Genomic DNA, 19,934 nt, shown 5'->3' on the forward strand with positions numbered 1-19,934 from the left:
CGTTTTTTTTATAATAATGATATTACATTAGAGCTTTTAACTTCGCCAATAGTAAACGTACTATGAGTACTCCCAATGTGTTTTAAGGCAGTAAGTTTATTTACCATAAACTCTCGATATTCATCCATATCTTTGACATAAATTTTTAAAATGTAGTCATAGTCTCCACTTACATGAAAACACTCAGCTACTTCATCTAGTTTATTAATTTCTCTTTCAAAAGCAGCAATATACTCCTTAGCATGTTTTTCTAATTTAATATGACAAAAAACTAAGAATGATTTCCCTACTTTGTTTTTATTAATTAAAGCTACATATTGAGTAATTATTTCGCTTCTTTCTAGTTTTTTTATACGCTCGTATACTGCGGTTACCGATAATCCTAATTCTAACGAAAGCTGTTTAGTAGTTTGCTTACTATCTTTTTGAAGTAATTCTAAAAGCTTTTTATCAATTTCATCTAATTTCATCTGAAAAATTTACGTTTTTTAAACTCATCAATTTTAAAAAACCATTATAAAAACTAATTATTTAACAAAATAAAGAATAAAAAACTACAAACATTAATTTTAATTGATTTTTAATCAAAAAAACAAGTCTTTTATAGTTCTATAAACAACTAAACATTTATATAATGGACTTTAAACCAGCAAACAATATTCAAGACTTACAATACTTTGGAGAATTTGGAGGAGTAAATCCTTCTATTTCTGATTCCTCAACCTATACTTTCATAAAAGCAAAAACAATGTTTGATACTTTTGAAGGGAATACAGATGGTTGCTACTTATACTCACGTCATACTTCTCCTTCTAATTTATATTTAGGTGAAGCTTTAGCAGCAATGGAAGGAACAGAAACTGCAAATGTAGCTGGTTCAGGAATGGGAGCTATAACAGCAACTATTTTACAAATTTGTGGAGCTGGAGATCATATTGTTTCAAGTAGAACTATATATGGTGGTACTTACGCTTTTTTAAAGAACTTTACACCTAGAATGAATATTGAAACATCTTTTGTTGATATTACAAAACTAGATGTAATAGAAGCTGCTATTAACAGTAATACAAAAATGATTTATTGCGAATCTGTTAGCAACCCTTTACTAGAAGTGGCAGATATTAAAGCTTTGGTTGCCTTAGCTAAAAAATACAATTTAAAACTTGTTGTTGATAATACTTTCTCTCCGTTATCTATTTCACCAGCGCAACTTGGGGCAGATATTGTTATTCATAGTTTAACTAAATTCATCAATGGTTCATCTGATACGATGGGAGGGGTTGTTTGTGCTAGTTCTGATTTTATCAACGCTCAAAAAAGTGTTATCGATGGTGCAAGTATGCTATTAGGCTCTTCTATGGATTCTTTACGTTCATCGTCAATATTAAAGAACATGAGAACTTTACATATTCGAATGAAGCAACACAGTAAAAATGCAGCTTTTTTAGCTGAAAAATTCGAAGCTCTTGGTATCAAAACAGTATACCCTGGTTTAAAATCACATCCATCTCATGAAGTATACAAATCAATGATGAATAATGAATACGGTTTTGGAGGAATGTTAACTATTGATGCTGGTTCTTTAGACAAAGCCAATGCTTTAATGGAGTTAATGCAAGAAAAAAACTTAGGATATTTAGCTGTAAGTTTAGGGTTTTATAAAACTTTATTTTCAGCTCCAGGAACGTCAACCTCTTCAGAAATCCCAGAGGAAGAGCAAGCTGAAATGGGACTAACCGATGGTTTAATTCGTTTTTCTATTGGATTAGATAATGATATTGAGCGTACTTTTGAAATGATGAAAGACTGTATGTTAGAAATAGGTGTTTTAAAAGAAGAAGCCTTAGCATAAAACTTAACTAAATTCTAAAAAAATGGCAAACAGAATGGTTTCAAATCTGTTTGCCATTTTTTATTTACCATAAAAACGCTTGGTAAATTCTTTTAAATCATCTTTTGACGGTGGTTTACCTGAAAATGGCACCATATCCCATCTATTGTTTTCTTTCATCAATTCAAATCTAAACATAGATGTTTCTGCATTATTTGGATTCAACAAAGGATATCTTAAATCTAAATATTGAATATTTTTAGATGAATCCATAGGTACTAAATTATAATAGCCATTACTAAACCAAGTTAAGACTTTAATATCTTTATGATTCACATCTAATAAATCACGATTCTTAGGAATTGTTAAAATCGTATCTAACTCTGATTTCTTATCTAATAAAGAATAAAACCCAACTTTATAATCATTTTCAGTTTCAGCAATTCCATACCACAAAATATTATTCATAATAGTAGGTTGAGTAGAAAACCTACTATAAGAAATATCGGCTTTATCAAACGATTTTTTAAACACAGAATCCATATAAATCTTATTTCCAATAGTAAATAACATATATGCTGAACTAATATAAATTCCAGCTTTAACCCAAACTCTTCTTCTTGTTTGTTTTCTATTATAAAACATAGCCACAATCAAACACAATAAAAAAGGAAGTGTATATAAAGGATCTACTACAGAAATGTTATTAAACGCTACTCTATAGTCGGAAAAAGGCAAAAATAGCTGGGTACCATAAGGTGTAAAACTATCTAATAAAGGATGCGTAAAAATGGATAGAAAAAATAACCAAATCCAGTTTTTTAACCTAGTAGTTCCTTCACGTTTTCCTTTATCGTATAGTTTAAAAGTGATCCATCCAAATAGAAAAGAACCAAAAATGGAAAATAAAATCGAATGCATAAATCCGCGATGAAAAGCCATCGCATCTATTTCATTTCCATACAACCATCCGCCAATAAACACATCTAAATCCGGTATTGTACCTCCTATTGCACCAAACAATAAGGCTTTATTTCCTATCTTTTTTCCTAGTGCTATTTCTCCACAAGCAGCACCTAAAACAATTTGAGTTAATGAATCCATAGATAACAAATGTACTAAACTGATTCTACTTGTATAATTCTTTACAAAATCGTAACATTACAAACCGAAAAAAACCACACAATGCAAGACGATAAAAACTTATCCGAAATCGATATCGAAGGTCAAAAAATTATAGCTAATAAAGAACTAAGTATATGGGAAGCTTTAATTCCTGTAATAGCATTAATAGGAATGCTCGCTTACAATGTTTTTGTTTTTGGTGATAATGCTTTAAGTGGAAGTAATCAATTCATTTTAATCCTTGGTGGTGCAACTGCTGCCATTGTTGGATTTAGAAATAAAGTTTCATACAAAGTTATGATTGATGAAGTTGCCGAAAACATTAAATCTACAGCTGGAGCTATTTTAATATTACTTATGGTAGGTGCATTAGCAGGAACTTGGCTTATTAGTGGAATAATTCCTTCAATGATTTATTATGGATTGCAAATTTTAAATCCTACAATATTCTTAGCTGCTTGTTTAATTATTTGTGCAGTAATTTCTATAGCTACAGGTAGTTCTTGGACAACTGCTGCAACTGTAGGTATTGCCTTAATTGGTATTGGTGAGGCCTTAGGAATTTCTTTAGGAATGACAGCGGGTGCTGTTTTATCTGGCGCTTATTTTGGCGATAAGATGTCTCCAATGTCAGATACAACAAATTTAGCTCCTGCAATGGCTGGCACGGATTTATTTACTCATATCAAGTACATGGCTTATACCACTGTACCAACTATTGTTGTTACCTTAATCTTCTTTATCATTTTAGGGTTTACACAAAATACTACAGGAACTGCAGATACTCAACAAATGTTGAATGACATAAATAAAGCTTTTAATATTAATCCATTTTTATTTTTAGTCCCAATAGCAGTTGTTATTTTAATTATGAAAAAAACACCTCCTTTAATTGCTTTATTAGCAGGAACATTATTAGGTGGGATTTTTGCATTAATTTTCCAACCTCAAGTTGTTGCTCAAGTTGCTGGTGTTAAAAATTTAGATTTTAACTCTGCTTACAAAGGAGTAATGAATGCTATTACAGTAAAAACTTCTGTAGCTACTGATAATGAGGTTTTAAAAGATTTATTCACCGCTGGTGGTATGGAAAAAATGTTAGGAACTATATGGTTAATTCTTTGTGCCATGATTTTTGGGGGTGTGATGGATGCTATTGGTGCTTTAGCAAAAATTAGTAGTTTCTTATTAAATTTATTTGATTCTGTTTTCGGTTTATTTGCTAGTACAGTAGCAACATGTATTGGTTTAAACTTTACCGCTTCAGATCAATACTTAGCTTTAGTAGTACCAGGTAAAATGTATGCAAAAGCTTATCAAGATAAAGGACTAGCTCCAGAAAACTTAAGTAGAACTTTAGAAGACTCTGGAACCGTAACCTCTGTTTTAATTCCTTGGAACACTTGTGGAGCATATCATTCAGGAGTATTAGGAGTTCCAGTAATAGACTACGCTTTTTATGCTGTTTTTAATTGGTTAAGTCCTTTTATGACATTATTATTTGCTGCGTTTAGAATAAAGATTAGAGAAATAATTAAAAAATAATACCAAGCCTCACTTAGATAGTGAGGCTTCTTTTTTATGATAGAAAAAGCTAATATTAAAGATGCTAAATTATTAACCAACATTGCACTGATTTCAAAAGCATACTGGGGTTATAATGAAGAACTTATTAATAGTTGGAAAGATGATTTAACTGTTACCCCTAAAATGATTGAGGAAATGATGGTTTATAAATTTATTTCAAATCAAAAAACTATTGGATTTTATATTTTAAATCAGCCTAAAAACAACAGCATAGAACTCGAATTTTTATTCGTACATCCAGATGCTATTGGTCAAAAAATTGGGAAACAACTACTGTCACATGCCATTGAAAAATCTAATAATTTGAATATTGAAACGATGACATTATTAGCTGACCCCAATGCACAACCTTTTTATGAAAGTCAAGGTTTTATTTCAACAGAAAAAAAAGAAAGTTCTATTCCGAATCGGTTTTTACCGCTAATGAAGATAAATTTAAAATAACCGAGACTAATAAAAGAACCCAAGGACTTCCATGCAACAAAACATCAAACCAATCTTTAAATTGCATTGCATGTTCACCTGAAAAAGCATTACCTCCTGCAATCCATTTTAATTTCCCAACAATATGAGGCGGTTTAAAAGGTGCTAAACCTAAAGTTAAACTAGCAATTAAAAATAGTTTCCAATTTTGTTTTAACTTTTGCTCCATCTCATCTATATAAACCAGTTCCAAACAACTCCAAAACGTATTACAAAATCTCTATACGGATAATTAGGAGCTGATAAATAATCTTTCTTTAAGAAAAAAGAACTTATGTTATCTGCTTTAAAATATATACGGGTTCTACGCACTCTTCCATTAAAAAATAAGTCGACTGTTGGATAACCAATCTCCGTAGTATTCTGTAAAGTAAACTCAGCCAATAACGGATTATATGCGTTTGCTTTGTATTTTGAAAAATAGTTAAAAGTTGCCCCTATTTGTACTAATAAAGGATTTCCTTTAAACCAGTGATCTGTATAATACAAAGTATTTCTTGTTACAAATTCAGGAACTCTGAAAACATCGCTTCCACTTGCCACCTTTTGATACATAAAAGTATTATCTAGAGCAAACTTTCCAAACTTAAACTCTTTAGATGCTTTCGCTTTCAAATAATTTACATTTCCAGAAAATTGTTTTGGCAAGTTATTTTCATCAAAATATGTATAATTATCAATATTAGTAATATCTAAAGAAGCATTTCCCCATTTAGACTCTATAACTCCGCCCAATGTTTGTGTACCAATTGACGCAAAATTATTTTCCCAATTGTATGCATCATAGTTACTTTGATGTAATAAAAAATTGAAATTAGGCAACTTATTACTAATTCCTAATTTAGCTTTTACAGTAAATAAACTGTCCTTTTTATACAAAGCTTCAGCTTTTAAGTTATTTCCAGATAATCTACCACTACCCGGTGTTAAATTCGCAGAAGCATTTACATAGAAGTTTTTTATTTTACCATTCCAATCTGCTCCAAACGAAACAGCATCTCCTTTTAATTTATTTTTAGTCATTCCTACTAAATTATTCTGCAAATTCTCGTAGCCATAACTATAGGTAGTATAATCAGCTTTAACTCTAAATTTACCCAACACATATTTAGAATTAAAATCTAAAAACACTTGATTATTGTAAAGTAAAAAATTAGTTTTATTATTAACAGCTCCAAACGTACCTGCATTACCAAAGAAAGTAGTCGTTGCTGCACTTTGATTGAATCGATAGAATTTAGACTCCCTTGTAAAAGAATGTCCTACTTTTAAATTTGAAAAATCTTTCGTTTTTGCACTATCTTTAGAAGACAACACTTTAAAAGTATGTTCAAAATATAAGCGTCTACCTTCAAAATTATTCTCAGCATTATCTAAATTTACATCTAATCTTCCTCTATTACTAAAATTAGGATCATCACTAAGAAAAGAAGCTAAAGCAGTAGCTGTTAAACCTCCACTTTCTTGATTTAAAAAATCTTGATTTACAAGTTGCCCTCTTATAGCATATTGGTCTTTTGGACTTTCATACCTGAAACTTAATCTAAAATTTCCCGAACTAGCTAAAGACCTACGATAGGCTCCTAGAGAACGAAGTCCCTTATAAGCAATTCCTACATTAAATCGTTTAGAAAAGTTAATTGTAAACAAAGCATCTAAAACTTGCCCCTGCTCTAACCCTGTTCTATACATAATCTCTGTAGTAGGTGTTGGAACATGGTAATAATCTACATCCTCAATATTAAAGTAGTTAAATTGTTTTGCTCTGAAACCAATATCAGGAAATCGAGAAATATTATCAAAATTATAAGCTAGATTTGTAAACGTTTGCCCTTGATTATGGAACTCTAATAATTCAAAATTATCTTTTCTTAAAAAGTTAAATTTGTAGTGTTTTTTTATTGTTAATGTAGTATCAACAATAGTAGTATCATTTTTAAATGATATTATTTTATAATCTGTATACTTTGTTTTCCCACTAAGCTTTACATTTATTTCATTATTAGGTAATGAATCAGTACTTTGATTAAAGCCTCCAGTCGTTCCTCCAAATCCCCCTCTGATAGTTCTAATCTGTGAAAAAAGTACTTGTACACAAATTAGACAAAAAAATACTAAAAAATTTTTCTTCATAAGCACAAAAGTAAAATAATTAAACGACAAAAATTGTGAATAATTTCTTTGAAAACTGTTAATTTGTAGCATGTTGAAATTAAATTATAGTGGAGTTAGTCTTGAAGCCGGAACAGACGAAGCAGGAAGAGGCTGTTTATCTGGCCCTGTTGTCGCAGCAGCTGTTATTTTACCTGAAAATTTTCAACATAAGTTTTTAAATGATTCAAAGCAACTTTCTGAAAAAAAACGTCAAGAACTTCGTCCATATATTGAAGAACACGCTTTAGCTTATGCCATATCTTTTATTCATCAAGATGAAGTTGATGAATTAAATGTGTTACAAGCTTCTATAACTGGAATGCATAGATCTATTGAACAACTTTTACCTCAACCTGAATTTATCATAATTGACGGAAATAAATTTAAGCCTTATAAAGAAGTACCACATCAAACTATTGTAAAAGGGGATGCTAAATTTATGAGTATTGCAGCAGCTTCTGTTTTAGCAAAAACATACAGAGATGAATTTATGGAAAAAATTCATCAAGAATTCCCACAATACAATTGGAAAAAGAATAAAGGATATCCTACTAAAGAACATAGAAATGCCATTAGAGAACACGGAGCTACTCCTTATCATCGTAAATCGTTCAAATTGTTACCCGAACAGCTTAAATTAAAACTTTAGTTTTTCTATTTTTGTCTTCCAATTTTTTAGAAGATGATAAAAAGAACACGTGCAGAGATTAACAAATGTATTATTCATAAAGTTGCTAATAAGTACAATAGCGGACAAAATGCTTTATCAGAAAGCTTAGTTCGATTTGATGAAGAAAGTTATGAGTTATTAATGCCTTTTTTACTAAAGAACTTTGGAAATGTTACGCAAAGTTATCGTTTTAGCCATCATGCTGATGTTCGATTAAATGAATTGAATAAATACTCTTCTGACATTTTTGAAGACGATAGTAATGAAGTGTTTATCGAAAACTCTAAGAACATCGTAAACCACTTATACGAACAGTCTAATTCTGCAAATATAAAAACAGGTGATGTAATTGTTGCTTATTTTGAAGGTATCGAATATAAAGATGTTTTAACAGAAGCTGTTGGAATTTTTAAAATTGAAAGTAAAGTAGATTTTTTCCAAACTTATTTAGATGATGAAAGTTTTGACGTTGTTGTTCAAAAAGGTATTTCTACTAAAAAACTTGATAAAGGTTGTTTAATTTTAAACTCTTCTGATACGGAAGGAACGGTTGTTTTATCTGTCGACAACAATAATTACGATGCTCAATATTGGATTAAGAATTTCTTAAGCGTAAAATATGCTGACGATCGTAATTTACACACTCAAAACTATTTAGAAATGTGTAAAGAGTTTTCTGAAGAAGTTATAAAACCAGAATTTGGAAAACAAGAACAAAGTAATTTCTTAGCGAATACTGTTGATTATTTTAAAGAACACGAAAGTGTAGATTATCATGGTTTTAAAGATGAGATTTTTGAAGAAGACAAGCATAAAGATATGTTTGAAGACTATAAAAAGCATTTCGAAAAACTAAATGATGTATTAATTCGTAATAATTTTGACGTATCAGATGCAGTATTAAAAAAGGAAAAAAGTAAGTTTAAAACTGAAATAAAACTAGACACTAACATTCAAATTAAAATTGATGTTGATGCTCCTGATGCTTCTTCAGAATATTTAGAACAAGGATATGATGAAGATAAAAAAATGAAGTTTTATAAGGTATACTATAATACTGAGAAATAAATATCAATCTCAACGAATATAAAAAGGTCAAAACTTAAATTGTTTTGACCTTTTTATATTTTGCAACTAACAAAATTCTATTTAGCTGTATTTTGCTTTTTGCTTTCTAATAATTTTTCAACTAAAGCTTCTAATCTCTTAATATTCTTAGCCTGCTCTTTTAATTGTTTCTCTTGCTGAATTGTATATAAAGTTAACTCTTCAATTTTTTGTAATAATTTAGAGTCCATTTCTCCTAAATAAAAACCATTTTTTAGTACTTCAGCTTCACTTGGAATATCTTTCAAATGCCCTTTTTCTTTAATATGATTTTCCACTTCTTTTAAAGTTGGTAGTTTATATTCTTTCTTGAATACAAAATCTGACCAATTAGGGAAAGCCTCTACTTTAATTTCTCTTGCTCCTATTGATCCTTCAACAGCTAATTTATGACTTCCTGTCTCTATTGTTCCTATTCCTACGTTTCCATTTTGTTTTATTCTCATTCTTTCATTTCGTGTACCTGCACCAGTAGAAAAACTAATTCCATCAAAACCATTTATACTTAAACCATCTGCACTAGAACCATTATGATTATATGCTAAAATTGATAAATTATACTTATTTGACTGACTAAAACCTTCTCTAAAGAAAATACCAGACTCATTTCCTTTTTCAAATGCATCTATCAAAAGGTTTCCTTCTATATGTAATTTTTCAGTTGGTGTTGTTTTTCCTATACCTACATGTAAATTATTAGCCATAGTTAACACCGTACTGTAACCTTCACCCATTCTAAAATTTAAAGATCCTGAATCTTTTTTATCTATATATGAAGACTCATTAGTGTTCTTAAAAGTAACTGCATTCCCTGTAAAATACGTTTGGTATACTCCATTTTTAACTTCCAACATATGAGATGGTGTATCTGTTCCAATCCCTATCCTTTTATTAGTAAATAAATTGTTTGCATTTTCACTCCATTTATCATTTGTCCCTCCTAACAAACCTTCGTAAGGTCTAACCGCTTCCGGATGTAAGTAAAATAATTCTGACACCCCTAAATTTCCATTTGGACCAGTTCCTTCATAAAAGGTAAAACGTAATTCTGTATACGAACCACTAGGCACCTCAACTAAAAATTGACCTCCTCCAGTATAATCTTGTGTTGAATAATCTGCTATTGTTCTCCATTCACTTTGAACATGAACATTATATCCTTCAATTTTAAATCGTTTTGCTCCCCAATATCGAGTAGACCAACCCACCCAAGCTCCTCGTTGACTATGCCAATTCACTAAACCTTTTATTAAAACAACTGTAGGTTCGGCTAATGTAGGCGGTGTAGACGTATAAGAAGGAATAAACTTACCGTCAAATAAATAATCCAAACTTAATGCAGCAGCACCTGTTTGTGTTACCTGAAACCTAGATCTAGTAGTTGCATTAAAAAGCATATTATGCTCCATTCCTACTGGATTCTTATTATGTGTAAAAGTAATTTGTGAAAATGTTACTTCAGAAAGCAACAAAACAAAAACTATAAAAACTATTTTCTTCATATTATTTTAACTTTTGCTTAATTAATTCTATCTCTTTTGCTAACTTTAATAATTCTTTATTTTGTTTTTTAAGTTGAGCTATTTCTTCTTTTTGATTTTTCAATTCTTTTTCTTGCTGAATTGTATAAAGGGTCAATTCTTCTATCTTTTGCAATAGCTTAGCATCCATTTCACCTAAATAGAAACCATCCTTTTTTACTTCTACAGCACTTGGAATATCTTTTAAATGCCCTTTTTCTTTAATATGATTTTCTACTTCTTTTAAAGTTGGTAATTTATATTCCTTTTCAAATACAAAATCTGCCCAATTTGCATAAGTAGCTACTTTTACTTCAGTAGCTGCAATTTTACCATTCACCCCCAACTTAAACCCTTTTGTTTCTGTTGTTCCTATACCTACATCTCCATTAAGTTTTATAACCATTCTATCTGCGTTATAATAACTTGATGTGCTAGAGTTCCAAGCTGTTGTATGAAATCTAATTTCTCCATAATAACCACTCCCAGCAGGATTAGGGTTAATAGAATATATTCCTGGACCACCTTTACCAAAACTCAAACCTCCTTTATAAGTTACCTGTCCACCAGTACCAGGCACAAAAGTTCCTGATCGAGTTTCTGAAATTACAATAGTAGGCTTCTTACCTTTTGGTGTAGTACTATTATTAGTTATTCCTTCATACCCTACAAAATCACTATATACAGCTGAATTCCCTTTTACTTCTAGAGCTCCGTTTGGCAAGGTTGTTCCTATACCTACTTTTCCTCCATAAGGATTTAACGCAATATCCCAATTAGCTGTACTACCTGAATTTGTAACCTGAATTCCCATTCCATTACCATTATTCACCTGAGCAAACTGCATATTGGTTGAATTGGTAGCATGTGGTTTTAATGTAAATACTGAGTATTTATCCATATTAGTCTTAGAATCTCCTTGCCCAGTATTATTACTAGCTACATGTAATCTTGCTTTAGCGGTTTGTATACCAATAGCTACATTCCCATTTGACTTTATAGACAATCGAGAAGTAGGTAAAAAATTGGTGTTTGGAGTAAGTCCTGTATTACTAAAGAAATTAATATCTCCTGTTTCTCTAAACTGGATTCCATTAGATACATCATCCAAAGCAGTATAAAGGTGACTAGAAAAATAATATGAATTATTAGACATAAAGCTTCCTACCGAATTCCAAACTGATCCCAAATAAAACTTTTCAGTTCCATGATTTGATAATAATAATTGTTTAAACTCGTTGCTTTTTACCTCTAATTTTGTAGCAGGTGTAGAAGTCCCTATTCCTACATTTCCATTTTCTTCTTTAATTTCAGATGTTTGAGCAGTACTATTAATTGCAATGCAAAGCATAGCAATTGTAAAAATTGTCTTTCTCATAATAATTTATGATTTATTTAATAAGTATTTTTGATTGAGATTATAGCAATTTATTTTCTCAGCTTTTTCAATTTATTGTAATGCAAAGGTAAAAAATATAGGCTTAGTTTTACTAAACCTATTCTTTTTCAGTCATTTTTTTCACGTAATCTGTTACAATTACTATTTGAGTAGCCCCAACTTTACCTTCAATATATTTAGCATTTTCACGATCTAAAGAAATTCTACGTACTGCCGTACCTTGTTTTGCAACCATACTAGATCCTTTCACTTTTAAGTCCTTAATTAAAACCACAGAATCTCCTGCTTGTAAAATAGCCCCATTAGCATCTCTATGAATTATCTTTTCACTTTCATCTAAATGATCACCGCTTTCTTTAGCAAAACGTAAATCATCATTTTCTAAATACAACATATCTAATAAATCCTGCGGCCAGCCTTCATTACGAAGTCTAGATAACATTCGCCAAGCAACAATTTTTACTGCTCTAAATTCGCTCCACATAGAATCATTTAAACAACGCCAATGGTTAGCATCTGTTTTCTCAACATCATTTATTTGCTCAATGCAAGTAGCACATGCTAACAAGCTCCCATCTACTCCACCAGTAGATACTGGAGGCACTTCATAAATTGATAAATTATCTTTTGCAGCACATAATTCGCATTGCTTTCCACTTCTTTCTTCTAACTCCTGTAGTAAACTCATTTTATACTCTAAATTAAGGTGTGTAAAAGTACATTTTTATTTTATCTTTATCAGATGCATTTAGAAAGTAAAAGACTTATTATCCGTGAAGCTAAAGTAAGCGATGCTCCTTTTTATTTTGAGCTTTTTAACGACCCTGATTGGATTCAATTTATAAGCGACAAAAACTTAAAAACAGTTGAGGAAACTGAAATTTATTTAAAAGACACCCTCTTAAAAAACTCAAAATTAGATGGCTTGGGTTTCTTTACCGTAATTTTAAAAGACACTAACGAGCCAATAGGTACCTCTACCGCTTTACAGCGAGAAAAATTGGAATTTATTGATATTGGTTATGCCTTTTTACCGAAGGCCAGAGGAAAGGGTTACGCTACCGAAGCAACTCAACTATTTATGGAATATGTTAAAAATAAGTTTCGACAAGAAAAAGTATACGCCTTTACAATGCCTCATAATGAAGCTTCACAAAAGCTATTAAAACGACTAGGTTTTAAATATATTGGATTAAAAAAAGTATTCGATAATTGTGAAGACAAAGTATTTGAATATACTTTTTAAAATTATACTATTTTTTAATTGTTCATTTTTTTATTTCTTTAAAAAAATACTCATATTTGCCATAGATTTTTTCCCCATAAAAGATAACCTTTATAAAACCTTACTTATATGAAAATCAATTTATCAAGAGAAAAATCTACTCGTTTTAGCAAAAAGAAATTAAAGAAATTTCTTATTCTACCTTTATTTCATAGTGGTTCTATGTTCTGGCTAGAGAGTGTGATTATCAAGAAAAACTTCAACGGTATCTCTTATCAAATCACCGATGTTCAAAGATTAAAAAACATTTAATCTTAAAAATTCAAAAATTCCCCTTTTTTTGTCTTATTAAAAAGTCCCCTTTTTTTTATAAAACTTCACTCCAGAAATTTTACTCTAAATACAAATCAATTAACCCTTCAGGGGTAGCAACTTCAACAATTTTATTTTCTTTATCTACCTTTTTGATAAACTCATCAATCATAGGGATAAAAATTTCATCACCATTAGTACCTTCTATTTCAAACAAAGGTTGAGCTGAAGAATCGTTAATACTAACAATATCCCCTACCTCTCCATGAGAAGCATCTATTACTTTAAAGCCAATAACCTCGTGATAATAAAATTTATTTCCAGAAAGTTTTGGCAATAAATCTAATGGTAAATATATATCAGAACGCATAATAGCGTCTGCATCTTGCTCAGAATCTACGTCTTCAAATTTGACGCGAAACATAGTACTCTTACTTAAAGAAGATTTTTCAATAAAAAAAGGAACCAGATTATTGCCTAAATCGACAAAAACTGATTCCAAATTTCTATAAAGATCGGGTTCGTCTGTATCTAATTTGATTACAACTTCTCCCTTAAAACTATGTTTTTTAACGATTTTGCCAAGATAAAAGCAATCCTTTTTTTGCAGCATCGTCTATACAGTTTTATTCTTCGCTATCAGCACCACCTTCAGTAGCAGCATCTTCACTATCTACAACAGGAGCTTTAGCAGCAATACGAGCTTCGTTTACAGCTTTTTCAGCTTCTAATGCTTTAGCTTTAGCATCAGCTTGAGCTTTTGCTAAACCATCAGCTTTTCCAGCTACTTTTCCAGCTTTTTCCTCTAACCAAGCGTTGAATTTAGCTTCAGCTTGCTCTTCAGTTAAAGCACCTTTACGTACTCCACCAGCTAAGTGATTCTTTAATAAAGCACCTTTATAAGATAAAATTGCTCTAGCAGTATCAGTTGGTTGAGCACCATTTTGTAACCACTTTACAGCACCATCAACATCTAAATCAATAGTTGCAGGGTTAGTGTTTGGATTGTAAGTTCCGATTTTTTCTAAAAAACGTCCGTCTCTTTTAGCTCTTGAATCAGCAGCTACTACCCAATAAAATGGTTTTCCTTTTTTACCGTGTCTTTGTAATCTAATTTTTACAGGCATAATTTTAATTTTTAAGGTACGCGACCTTGATTATTAATAAATCTTACCATCTCGTGATAAGTGGGCGCAAAAATATGACTTTTTTTTCATTAAAAAGAAAAAAACAAATATTATTACAACAAAAAAGAGCCTGAAAAACAAGCTCTTAAGAAAAAATAAGTTTCGGAGACATTTTTATAGCACTCTAACGCTAACTGCGTTTAATCCTTTTCTTCCTTCTTTAAGTTCAAACTCTACAGTATCACCTTCTCTAATCTCATCGATTAATCCTGATACATGTACAAAATGTTCTTTGTTTGATCCTGTTTCTGTAATAAACCCAAAGCCTTTAGATTCATTGAAGAACTTTACTGTTCCTTCTTTCATTGTAAAAAATATTATATTAAATACTAAAGATACCTTTATTAATTGATTATCAAACACTTTTTATTAGCTATTTTAAAAACTTAACACCTAGATAACATTAAAAATAAGCACCATCCAGTATTTCAACATTTTACCTTTTATTAAATTTTATCGTTAATAACTTCTAAAGATTACACCATAAATTCTTCGTATTTTTACACACTGTTTTTTTACAAAGAACACTTCATTAAATTAAGCTGATAGATGTATTTAATTTTCGATACAGAAACTACTGGATTACCTAAGAGTTGGAATGCCCCAATAACTGATACCGATAACTGGCCTAGAGCCATACAAATCGCATGGCAATTACATGACGAATTGGGGAATGTAATAGAGCATAACGATTTCCTTATTCAACCAGATGGTTTCAACATTCCTTATGATGCAGAACGTATTCACGGTATTTCTACCGATTTAGCTCTTGAGCAAGGAATTTCTTTAGATGAAGGTTTAAGGTTATTTAATGAAGCACTAGGCAAAACAAAATTTGTTGTTGGTCAAAATGTTGGATTCGATGTCAATATCATGGGATGTGAATTTCATCGTTTAGGTGTTGAAAATAACTTAACAGAACTTCCTGTTTTAGACACCTGTACCGAACACACAGCACAATTATGTCAAATTCCTGGTGGACGTGGTGGTAAATTTAAATTACCAACACTTACCGAATTACACAATCATTTATTCGGAACTGGATTTGGTGAAGCACACAACGCAACTGCCGATGTGGAGGCAACTACCCGTTGTTTCTTAGAGTTAATACGTTTACGTCAGTATACAGAAGAACAATTAGATGTTCCTGCTGATTATTTCCAACGTTACTCGGAAGCTAATCCAATGCCAATTCAGGTTATTGGTTTAAAACACTTAAACCTTAAAAAGGAAAGTGAAAAAATACGTAAGCGTAAAGAAGCTGAAAGTGGCGAAGTAGCTACTGTTTCTACTTCTGAAGGTTTAGCAGCGCTTAAAGATGTACAATTTGCGCACTTACATAATCACACACAGTATTCGGTATTACAATCGACTATTCAGATTGGAAATATTGTAAAGGCAGCTGGAGAAGATAACATGTCTGCCGTAGCGATGACCGATACTGGTAATATGATGGCAGCTTTCCATTTTGTGCAAGCGGTCTTTGGACACAACAAATCCGTAGAAGCAGCCAATCAAGAAGCTATTGAAAAAGGAGAAGAGCCTACACAAAAACCATTAAAACCTATTGTAGGTTGTGAGTTTTTTGTCTGTTCAGACCATACAAACAAAAGTCAAAAAGACAACGGATACCAAGTAGTTTTATTAGCTAAAAACAAAAAAGGATATCATAACATTGCAAAGATGTCTTCTATTGCCTTTGTTGATGGATTCTACTATGTACCTCGTATCGACAAAGAAGTTATCAAACAATACAAAGAAGATGTTATTGTTTTAACAGGTAACCTTTATGGTGAAGTACCTAGTAAAATATTAAATGTAGGAGAAACACAAGCTGAAGAAGCTTTACTTTGGTGGAAAGAACAATTTGGCGATGACTTATATATTGAGTTAATGCGCCATGGACAAGAAGATGAAAAAGTAGTAAATAAAACACTTTTAGAATTTTCTAAAAAGCACGATATAAAAGTAGTTGCTTCTAACAATACCTTTTATTTAGGTAAGGAAGATGCCAATGCACACGATATTTTATTATGTGTAAAAGATGGTGAAAAACAAGCAACTCCAAAAGGTAGAGGAAGAGGATATCGTTACGGTTTACCAAACGACGAATATTACTTCAAGTCTACGGAAGAAATGAAAACTTTGTTTGCAGATCTTCCCGAAGCAATTATCAACATTCAAGAAATTGTAGACAAAGTAGAACCTTTTACCTTAGCCAGAGACGTATTATTACCTGCCTTTGATATTCCTGAAGAATTTACAGATGCTAAAGACAATGAAGATGGAGGAAAACGAGGTGAGAACAACTTTTTACGTCACTTAACTTACGAAGGAGCCAAAAAACGTTATGGTGAAATTACTGAACTCATTAGAGAACGTTTAGACTTTGAGTTAGAAGTAATTGAAAAAACAGGATATCCTGGTTACTTCCTTATTGTAGAGGACTTTATTAGAGAAGCAAGAAATATAGGAGTTTCCGTAGGACCTGGTCGTGGTTCGGCAGCAGGATCGGTGGTAGCTTACTGTTTATGGATTACCAATATAGACCCTATTAAATACGACTTACTTTTTGAGCGTTTCTTAAATCCTGAGCGTGTATCCATGCCCGATATCGATATCGATTTTGATGATGAAGGAAGAAGCCGTGTAATGGATTATGTAATTGATAAATACGGTGCCAATCAGGTAGCACAAATTATTACGTACGGTACCATGGCTGCAAAGTCTTCTATACGTGATACTGCCCGTGTACTAGACTTACCATTATTTGAGGCCGATAGAATTGCCAAGTTAATTCCAGGAATGAAACTTAAAAAAATCTTCTCTCTTGATGAGAAAGGATTGAAAGAAAAACTTCGTTCTGAGGAAATTGAAATGGTTAACGAGTTAAAATCTATTGCCAATGGTAATGGATTAGAAGCTGAAACCATTAATAAAGCACGAATCCTAGAAGGTTCTGTTCGTAATACAGGAATTCATGCCTGTGGAGTAATTATTACTCCAGACGATATTACCAAGTTCGTACCAGTATCGTTGGCTAAAGATTCCGACATGTACGTTACACAGTTTGACAACTCGGTTGTGGAAAGTGCGGGACTACTAAAAATGGATTTCTTAGGGTTAAAAACATTAACCCTTATTAAGGATACTGTAAAGATTGTAAAAGCACGTCATGGTGTGGAGCTTGATCCAGAGAATTTCCCTATTGATGACGAAGAAACATATGCTTTATTCCAACGAGGAGAAACAGTAGGTATATTCCAATACGAATCTCCTGGAATGCAAAAATACATGCGAGAACTAAAACCAACAGTTTTTGCAGATTTAATTGCCATGAACGCCCTGTATCGTCCAGGTCCGTTAGAATATATTCCTTCGTTTATTCGAAGAAAACATGGTGACGAAGAAATTACTTACGATTTACCTGCACTAGAAGAATACTTAGCTGAAACCTATGGTATTACAGTATATCAGGAGCAAGTAATGCTACTTTCACAGAAGTTAGCAGACTTTACCAAAGGTGAGGCCGATGTACTTCGTAAGGCAATGGGTAAAAAGCAAATTGCGGTACTAGCGAAAATGAAGCCTAAGTTTGTAAAACAAGCAATGGCGAATGGACATGACGAAAAAGCCTTAGAAAAGATTTGGAAAGACTGGGAAGCCTTTGCATCTTATGCCTTCAATAAGTCACACTCTACTTGTTATGCTTGGATTGCTTACCAAACTGCATACTTAAAAGCACATTATCCTGCCGAATATATGGCTGCGGTATTATCGAATAACATGAACGATATTAAAACCGTATCCTTCTTTATGGAAGAATGTAAACGTATGGGACTTGAAGTATTAGGTCCAGACGTAAACGAATCCTTTTCTAAATTCTCCGTAAACAAAGAAGGCGCTGTTCGTTTTGGAATGGCAGCGATTAAAGGTGTGGGAGCTTCTGCCGTTAAAGCTATTATTGACGAACGTACAGAAAACGGAAACTTTACTTCTGTATTCGATGTAGCGAAACGTGTAGATTTACGTGTAGCTAACAAAAAAGCTTTTGAAGGTTTAATTTTAGCGGGGGGATTTGATTCTTTCACCCAAACCCATAGAGCACAATATTTTGTAGAAGACGAAAAAAGCCAGAAGTTTATAGAAAAAGCCTTGCGTTTTGGTAATAAATACCAAGAGAATTTAAATTCATCTCAGGTATCTTTATTTGGTGAAGCATCTGATGTAGATTTACCTGAGCCTATTATCCCTGAATGTGAAACTTGGGGAACCATGGAACTATTAGCTAGAGAAAAAGAAGTAGTAGGAATGTATATTTCTGCTCACCCACTTGATGACTTCAAAAACGAAATGAAGTTTTGTAACGCTTCTCTTTCACATTTTAAAGACATTGCCAGATATGAAGGTATGGGACTTTCTTTTGCTGGAATTGTAACCGATGTACAGCATCGAGTTTCTAAAGCAGGTAAAGGATGGGCTGCTTTTACTATGGAAGATTATAATGATAGTTTCGAGTTTAGAATTTTTGGTGAGGATTATCTAAAATTCAAGCACTTCCTAGTTCCGAATTCTTTCTTATACGTAAAATCAACTATTAAACCTGGTTGGGTAAACAAGGAAGGTGTAAAAGGTGATCCTAGAGTTGGCTTTAATGAATTCTTATTACTGCACGACATTATGGATAAAATGTGTAAAAAGGTAACTATTAAAATGCCTTTACACGAAGTAAAAGAAGAGAAAATTAAAGACTTACAGCATCTATTCGCCATCAACAGAGGTTCGCAAAGTTTGCACTTTACCATTTGGGATGCCGAAGAAAAAATTGAACTGAATTTACCTAGTAGAACCACCAAGATTAAAATTTCTAGTGAGTTCCTCAAAACACTAGACGAACAGCACATTAATTACAAGTTAAATTAAATGCTTCAAGAGTATCAAAATAGTATAGCCTTATTAACCAACGTGGTTGATAAGGCTTTATATATACAATTGGTACAGCAACTAAATAAAGATTTTGAACTCGTTAGTTTAGATATTGTTTTCAACACCCAAAGCAGTCCTGTTGAGCTAAAAAACAAACTTCAAGAAACTGTAAAAGACTTACTCTTGAATAATACCGATGGATATTACAACCTACTCTATCGTATTGATATTTCAGAAACTACTTTAAAAAGCATCAGTACCTCAACTATTGAGGATTATACAGAAGCTGTTACTTTTTTGATTTTAAAAAGGATTTGGCAAAAGGTATATTATAAAAACAAATTTTCTAGCTAGCCTTAATTTTTAGCACACAACTTTACTCATATTATATAAAATTCGTTATCAGTT

General features: G+C 31.8%; 18 protein-coding genes. 8 read left to right on the forward strand and 10 right to left on the reverse strand.

The features are described from left to right. Nucleotides 1–8: 8 nt before the first annotated feature. Nucleotides 9–470: an Lrp/AsnC family transcriptional regulator gene (locus MHN29_RS13550; protein WP_235275098.1), complete on the reverse strand. Its 462-nt coding sequence runs from the start codon at nt 468–470 to the stop codon at nt 9–11. A 164-nt stretch (nt 471–634) separates the two neighbouring features. Between MHN29_RS13550 and MHN29_RS13555 the strand changes: the two genes are divergently transcribed. Further along, nucleotides 635–1,852, forward strand: coding sequence for an aminotransferase class I/II-fold pyridoxal phosphate-dependent enzyme (locus MHN29_RS13555; protein ID WP_235275099.1), 1,218 nt, complete (start codon nt 635–637; stop codon nt 1,850–1,852). A gap of 60 nt (nt 1,853–1,912) precedes the next feature. Here the strand turns inward: MHN29_RS13555 and MHN29_RS13560 are convergent, their stop codons facing one another. Beyond that, nucleotides 1,913–2,935, reverse strand: a complete 1,023-nt coding sequence (locus MHN29_RS13560) for a metal-dependent hydrolase (RefSeq protein ID WP_235275100.1) — start codon at nt 2,933–2,935, stop codon at nt 1,913–1,915. Nucleotides 2,936–3,016: 81 nt separating this feature from the next. On the opposite strand from MHN29_RS13560, the gene nhaC reads away from it, so the two are divergent. Further along, entirely contained in the window at nt 3,017–4,501 is a 1,485-nt protein-coding gene (gene nhaC, locus MHN29_RS13565; RefSeq protein WP_235275101.1) for a Na+/H+ antiporter NhaC, read from the forward strand. A 36-nt stretch (nt 4,502–4,537) separates the two neighbouring features. Next, nucleotides 4,538–4,987 carry a GNAT family N-acetyltransferase gene (locus tag MHN29_RS13570; RefSeq protein ID WP_235275102.1) on the forward strand — a complete coding sequence of 150 codons (450 nt, stop codon included), beginning with the start codon at nt 4,538–4,540 and terminating at the stop codon, nt 4,985–4,987. Here the strand turns inward: MHN29_RS13570 and MHN29_RS13575 are convergent. Then, the gene (locus MHN29_RS13575; RefSeq protein WP_235275103.1) at nt 4,941–5,195 is read right to left on the reverse strand and encodes a hypothetical protein; all 255 of its coding nucleotides are present in this window, start codon (nt 5,193–5,195) and stop codon (nt 4,941–4,943) included. The two genes, MHN29_RS13570 and MHN29_RS13575, sit on opposite strands and share 47 nt — an antisense overlap. Nucleotides 5,196–5,200: 5 nt before the next feature. Then, nucleotides 5,201–7,159: a putative porin gene (locus tag MHN29_RS13580; protein WP_235275104.1), complete on the reverse strand. Its 1,959-nt coding sequence runs from the start codon at nt 7,157–7,159 to the stop codon at nt 5,201–5,203. Between the two features lie 70 nt (nt 7,160–7,229). Between MHN29_RS13580 and MHN29_RS13585 the strand changes: the two genes are divergently transcribed. Both MHN29_RS13585 and MHN29_RS13590 read left to right on the forward strand, forming a co-directional pair. Continuing rightward, nucleotides 7,230–7,829 carry a ribonuclease HII gene (locus MHN29_RS13585; RefSeq protein ID WP_235275105.1) on the forward strand — a complete coding sequence of 200 codons (600 nt, stop codon included), beginning with the start codon at nt 7,230–7,232 and terminating at the stop codon, nt 7,827–7,829. A gap of 33 nt (nt 7,830–7,862) precedes the next feature. Continuing rightward, nucleotides 7,863–8,918 (forward strand): nucleoid-associated protein, encoded by a 1,056-nt coding sequence (locus MHN29_RS13590; protein WP_150901078.1) that lies wholly within the window; start codon nt 7,863–7,865, stop codon nt 8,916–8,918. A 77-nt stretch (nt 8,919–8,995) separates the two neighbouring features. Here MHN29_RS13590 and MHN29_RS13595 read toward each other — a convergent pair whose 3' ends face one another. From MHN29_RS13595 to MHN29_RS13605, 3 genes are all read right to left on the reverse strand, one after another. After that, nucleotides 8,996–10,459, reverse strand: coding sequence for a hypothetical protein (locus tag MHN29_RS13595; RefSeq protein ID WP_235275106.1), 1,464 nt, complete (start codon nt 10,457–10,459; stop codon nt 8,996–8,998). Nucleotide 10,460: 1 nt separating this feature from the next. Further along, nucleotides 10,461–11,855 carry a hypothetical protein gene (locus MHN29_RS13600; RefSeq protein WP_235275107.1) on the reverse strand — a complete coding sequence of 465 codons (1,395 nt, stop codon included), beginning with the start codon at nt 11,853–11,855 and terminating at the stop codon, nt 10,461–10,463. 118 nt (nt 11,856–11,973) lie between these two features. Then, the gene (locus tag MHN29_RS13605) at nt 11,974–12,564 is read right to left on the reverse strand and encodes an alkylphosphonate utilization protein (protein WP_235275108.1); all 591 of its coding nucleotides are present in this window, start codon (nt 12,562–12,564) and stop codon (nt 11,974–11,976) included. Between the two features lie 54 nt (nt 12,565–12,618). Here MHN29_RS13605 and MHN29_RS13610 point away from each other — a divergent pair, with 54 nt between their 5' ends. Then, on the forward strand, nt 12,619–13,122 hold the full coding sequence (locus MHN29_RS13610; RefSeq protein WP_235275109.1) for a GNAT family N-acetyltransferase: 504 nt from the start codon (nt 12,619–12,621) through the stop codon (nt 13,120–13,122). Nucleotides 13,123–13,492: 370 nt separating this feature from the next. Here MHN29_RS13610 and rimM read toward each other — a convergent pair whose 3' ends face one another. The 3 genes from rimM to MHN29_RS13625 form a co-directional block, all read right to left on the reverse strand. Next, nucleotides 13,493–14,023 (reverse strand): ribosome maturation factor RimM, encoded by a 531-nt coding sequence (rimM, locus tag MHN29_RS13615; protein WP_235275205.1) that lies wholly within the window; start codon nt 14,021–14,023, stop codon nt 13,493–13,495. 16 nt (nt 14,024–14,039) lie between these two features. Next, on the reverse strand, nt 14,040–14,540 hold the full coding sequence (locus MHN29_RS13620) for a 30S ribosomal protein S16 (protein ID WP_150901081.1): 501 nt from the start codon (nt 14,538–14,540) through the stop codon (nt 14,040–14,042). Between the two features lie 174 nt (nt 14,541–14,714). Then, the gene (locus MHN29_RS13625) at nt 14,715–14,906 is read right to left on the reverse strand and encodes a cold-shock protein (RefSeq protein WP_150901082.1); all 192 of its coding nucleotides are present in this window, start codon (nt 14,904–14,906) and stop codon (nt 14,715–14,717) included. A 243-nt stretch (nt 14,907–15,149) separates the two neighbouring features. On the opposite strand from MHN29_RS13625, the gene dnaE reads away from it, so the two are divergent. Both dnaE and MHN29_RS13635 read left to right on the forward strand, forming a co-directional pair. Further along, on the forward strand, nt 15,150–19,523 hold the full coding sequence (dnaE, locus tag MHN29_RS13630; RefSeq protein ID WP_235275110.1) for a DNA polymerase III subunit alpha: 4,374 nt from the start codon (nt 15,150–15,152) through the stop codon (nt 19,521–19,523). After that, the gene (locus tag MHN29_RS13635; RefSeq protein ID WP_235275111.1) at nt 19,524–19,880 is read left to right on the forward strand and encodes a hypothetical protein; all 357 of its coding nucleotides are present in this window, start codon (nt 19,524–19,526) and stop codon (nt 19,878–19,880) included. The last annotated feature ends 54 nt before the right edge of the window (nt 19,881–19,934 follow it).

The organism is Tenacibaculum sp. Cn5-46 (assembly GCF_022347705.1).
Lineage (GTDB): Bacteria > Bacteroidota > Bacteroidia > Flavobacteriales > Flavobacteriaceae > Polaribacter > Polaribacter aiptasiae.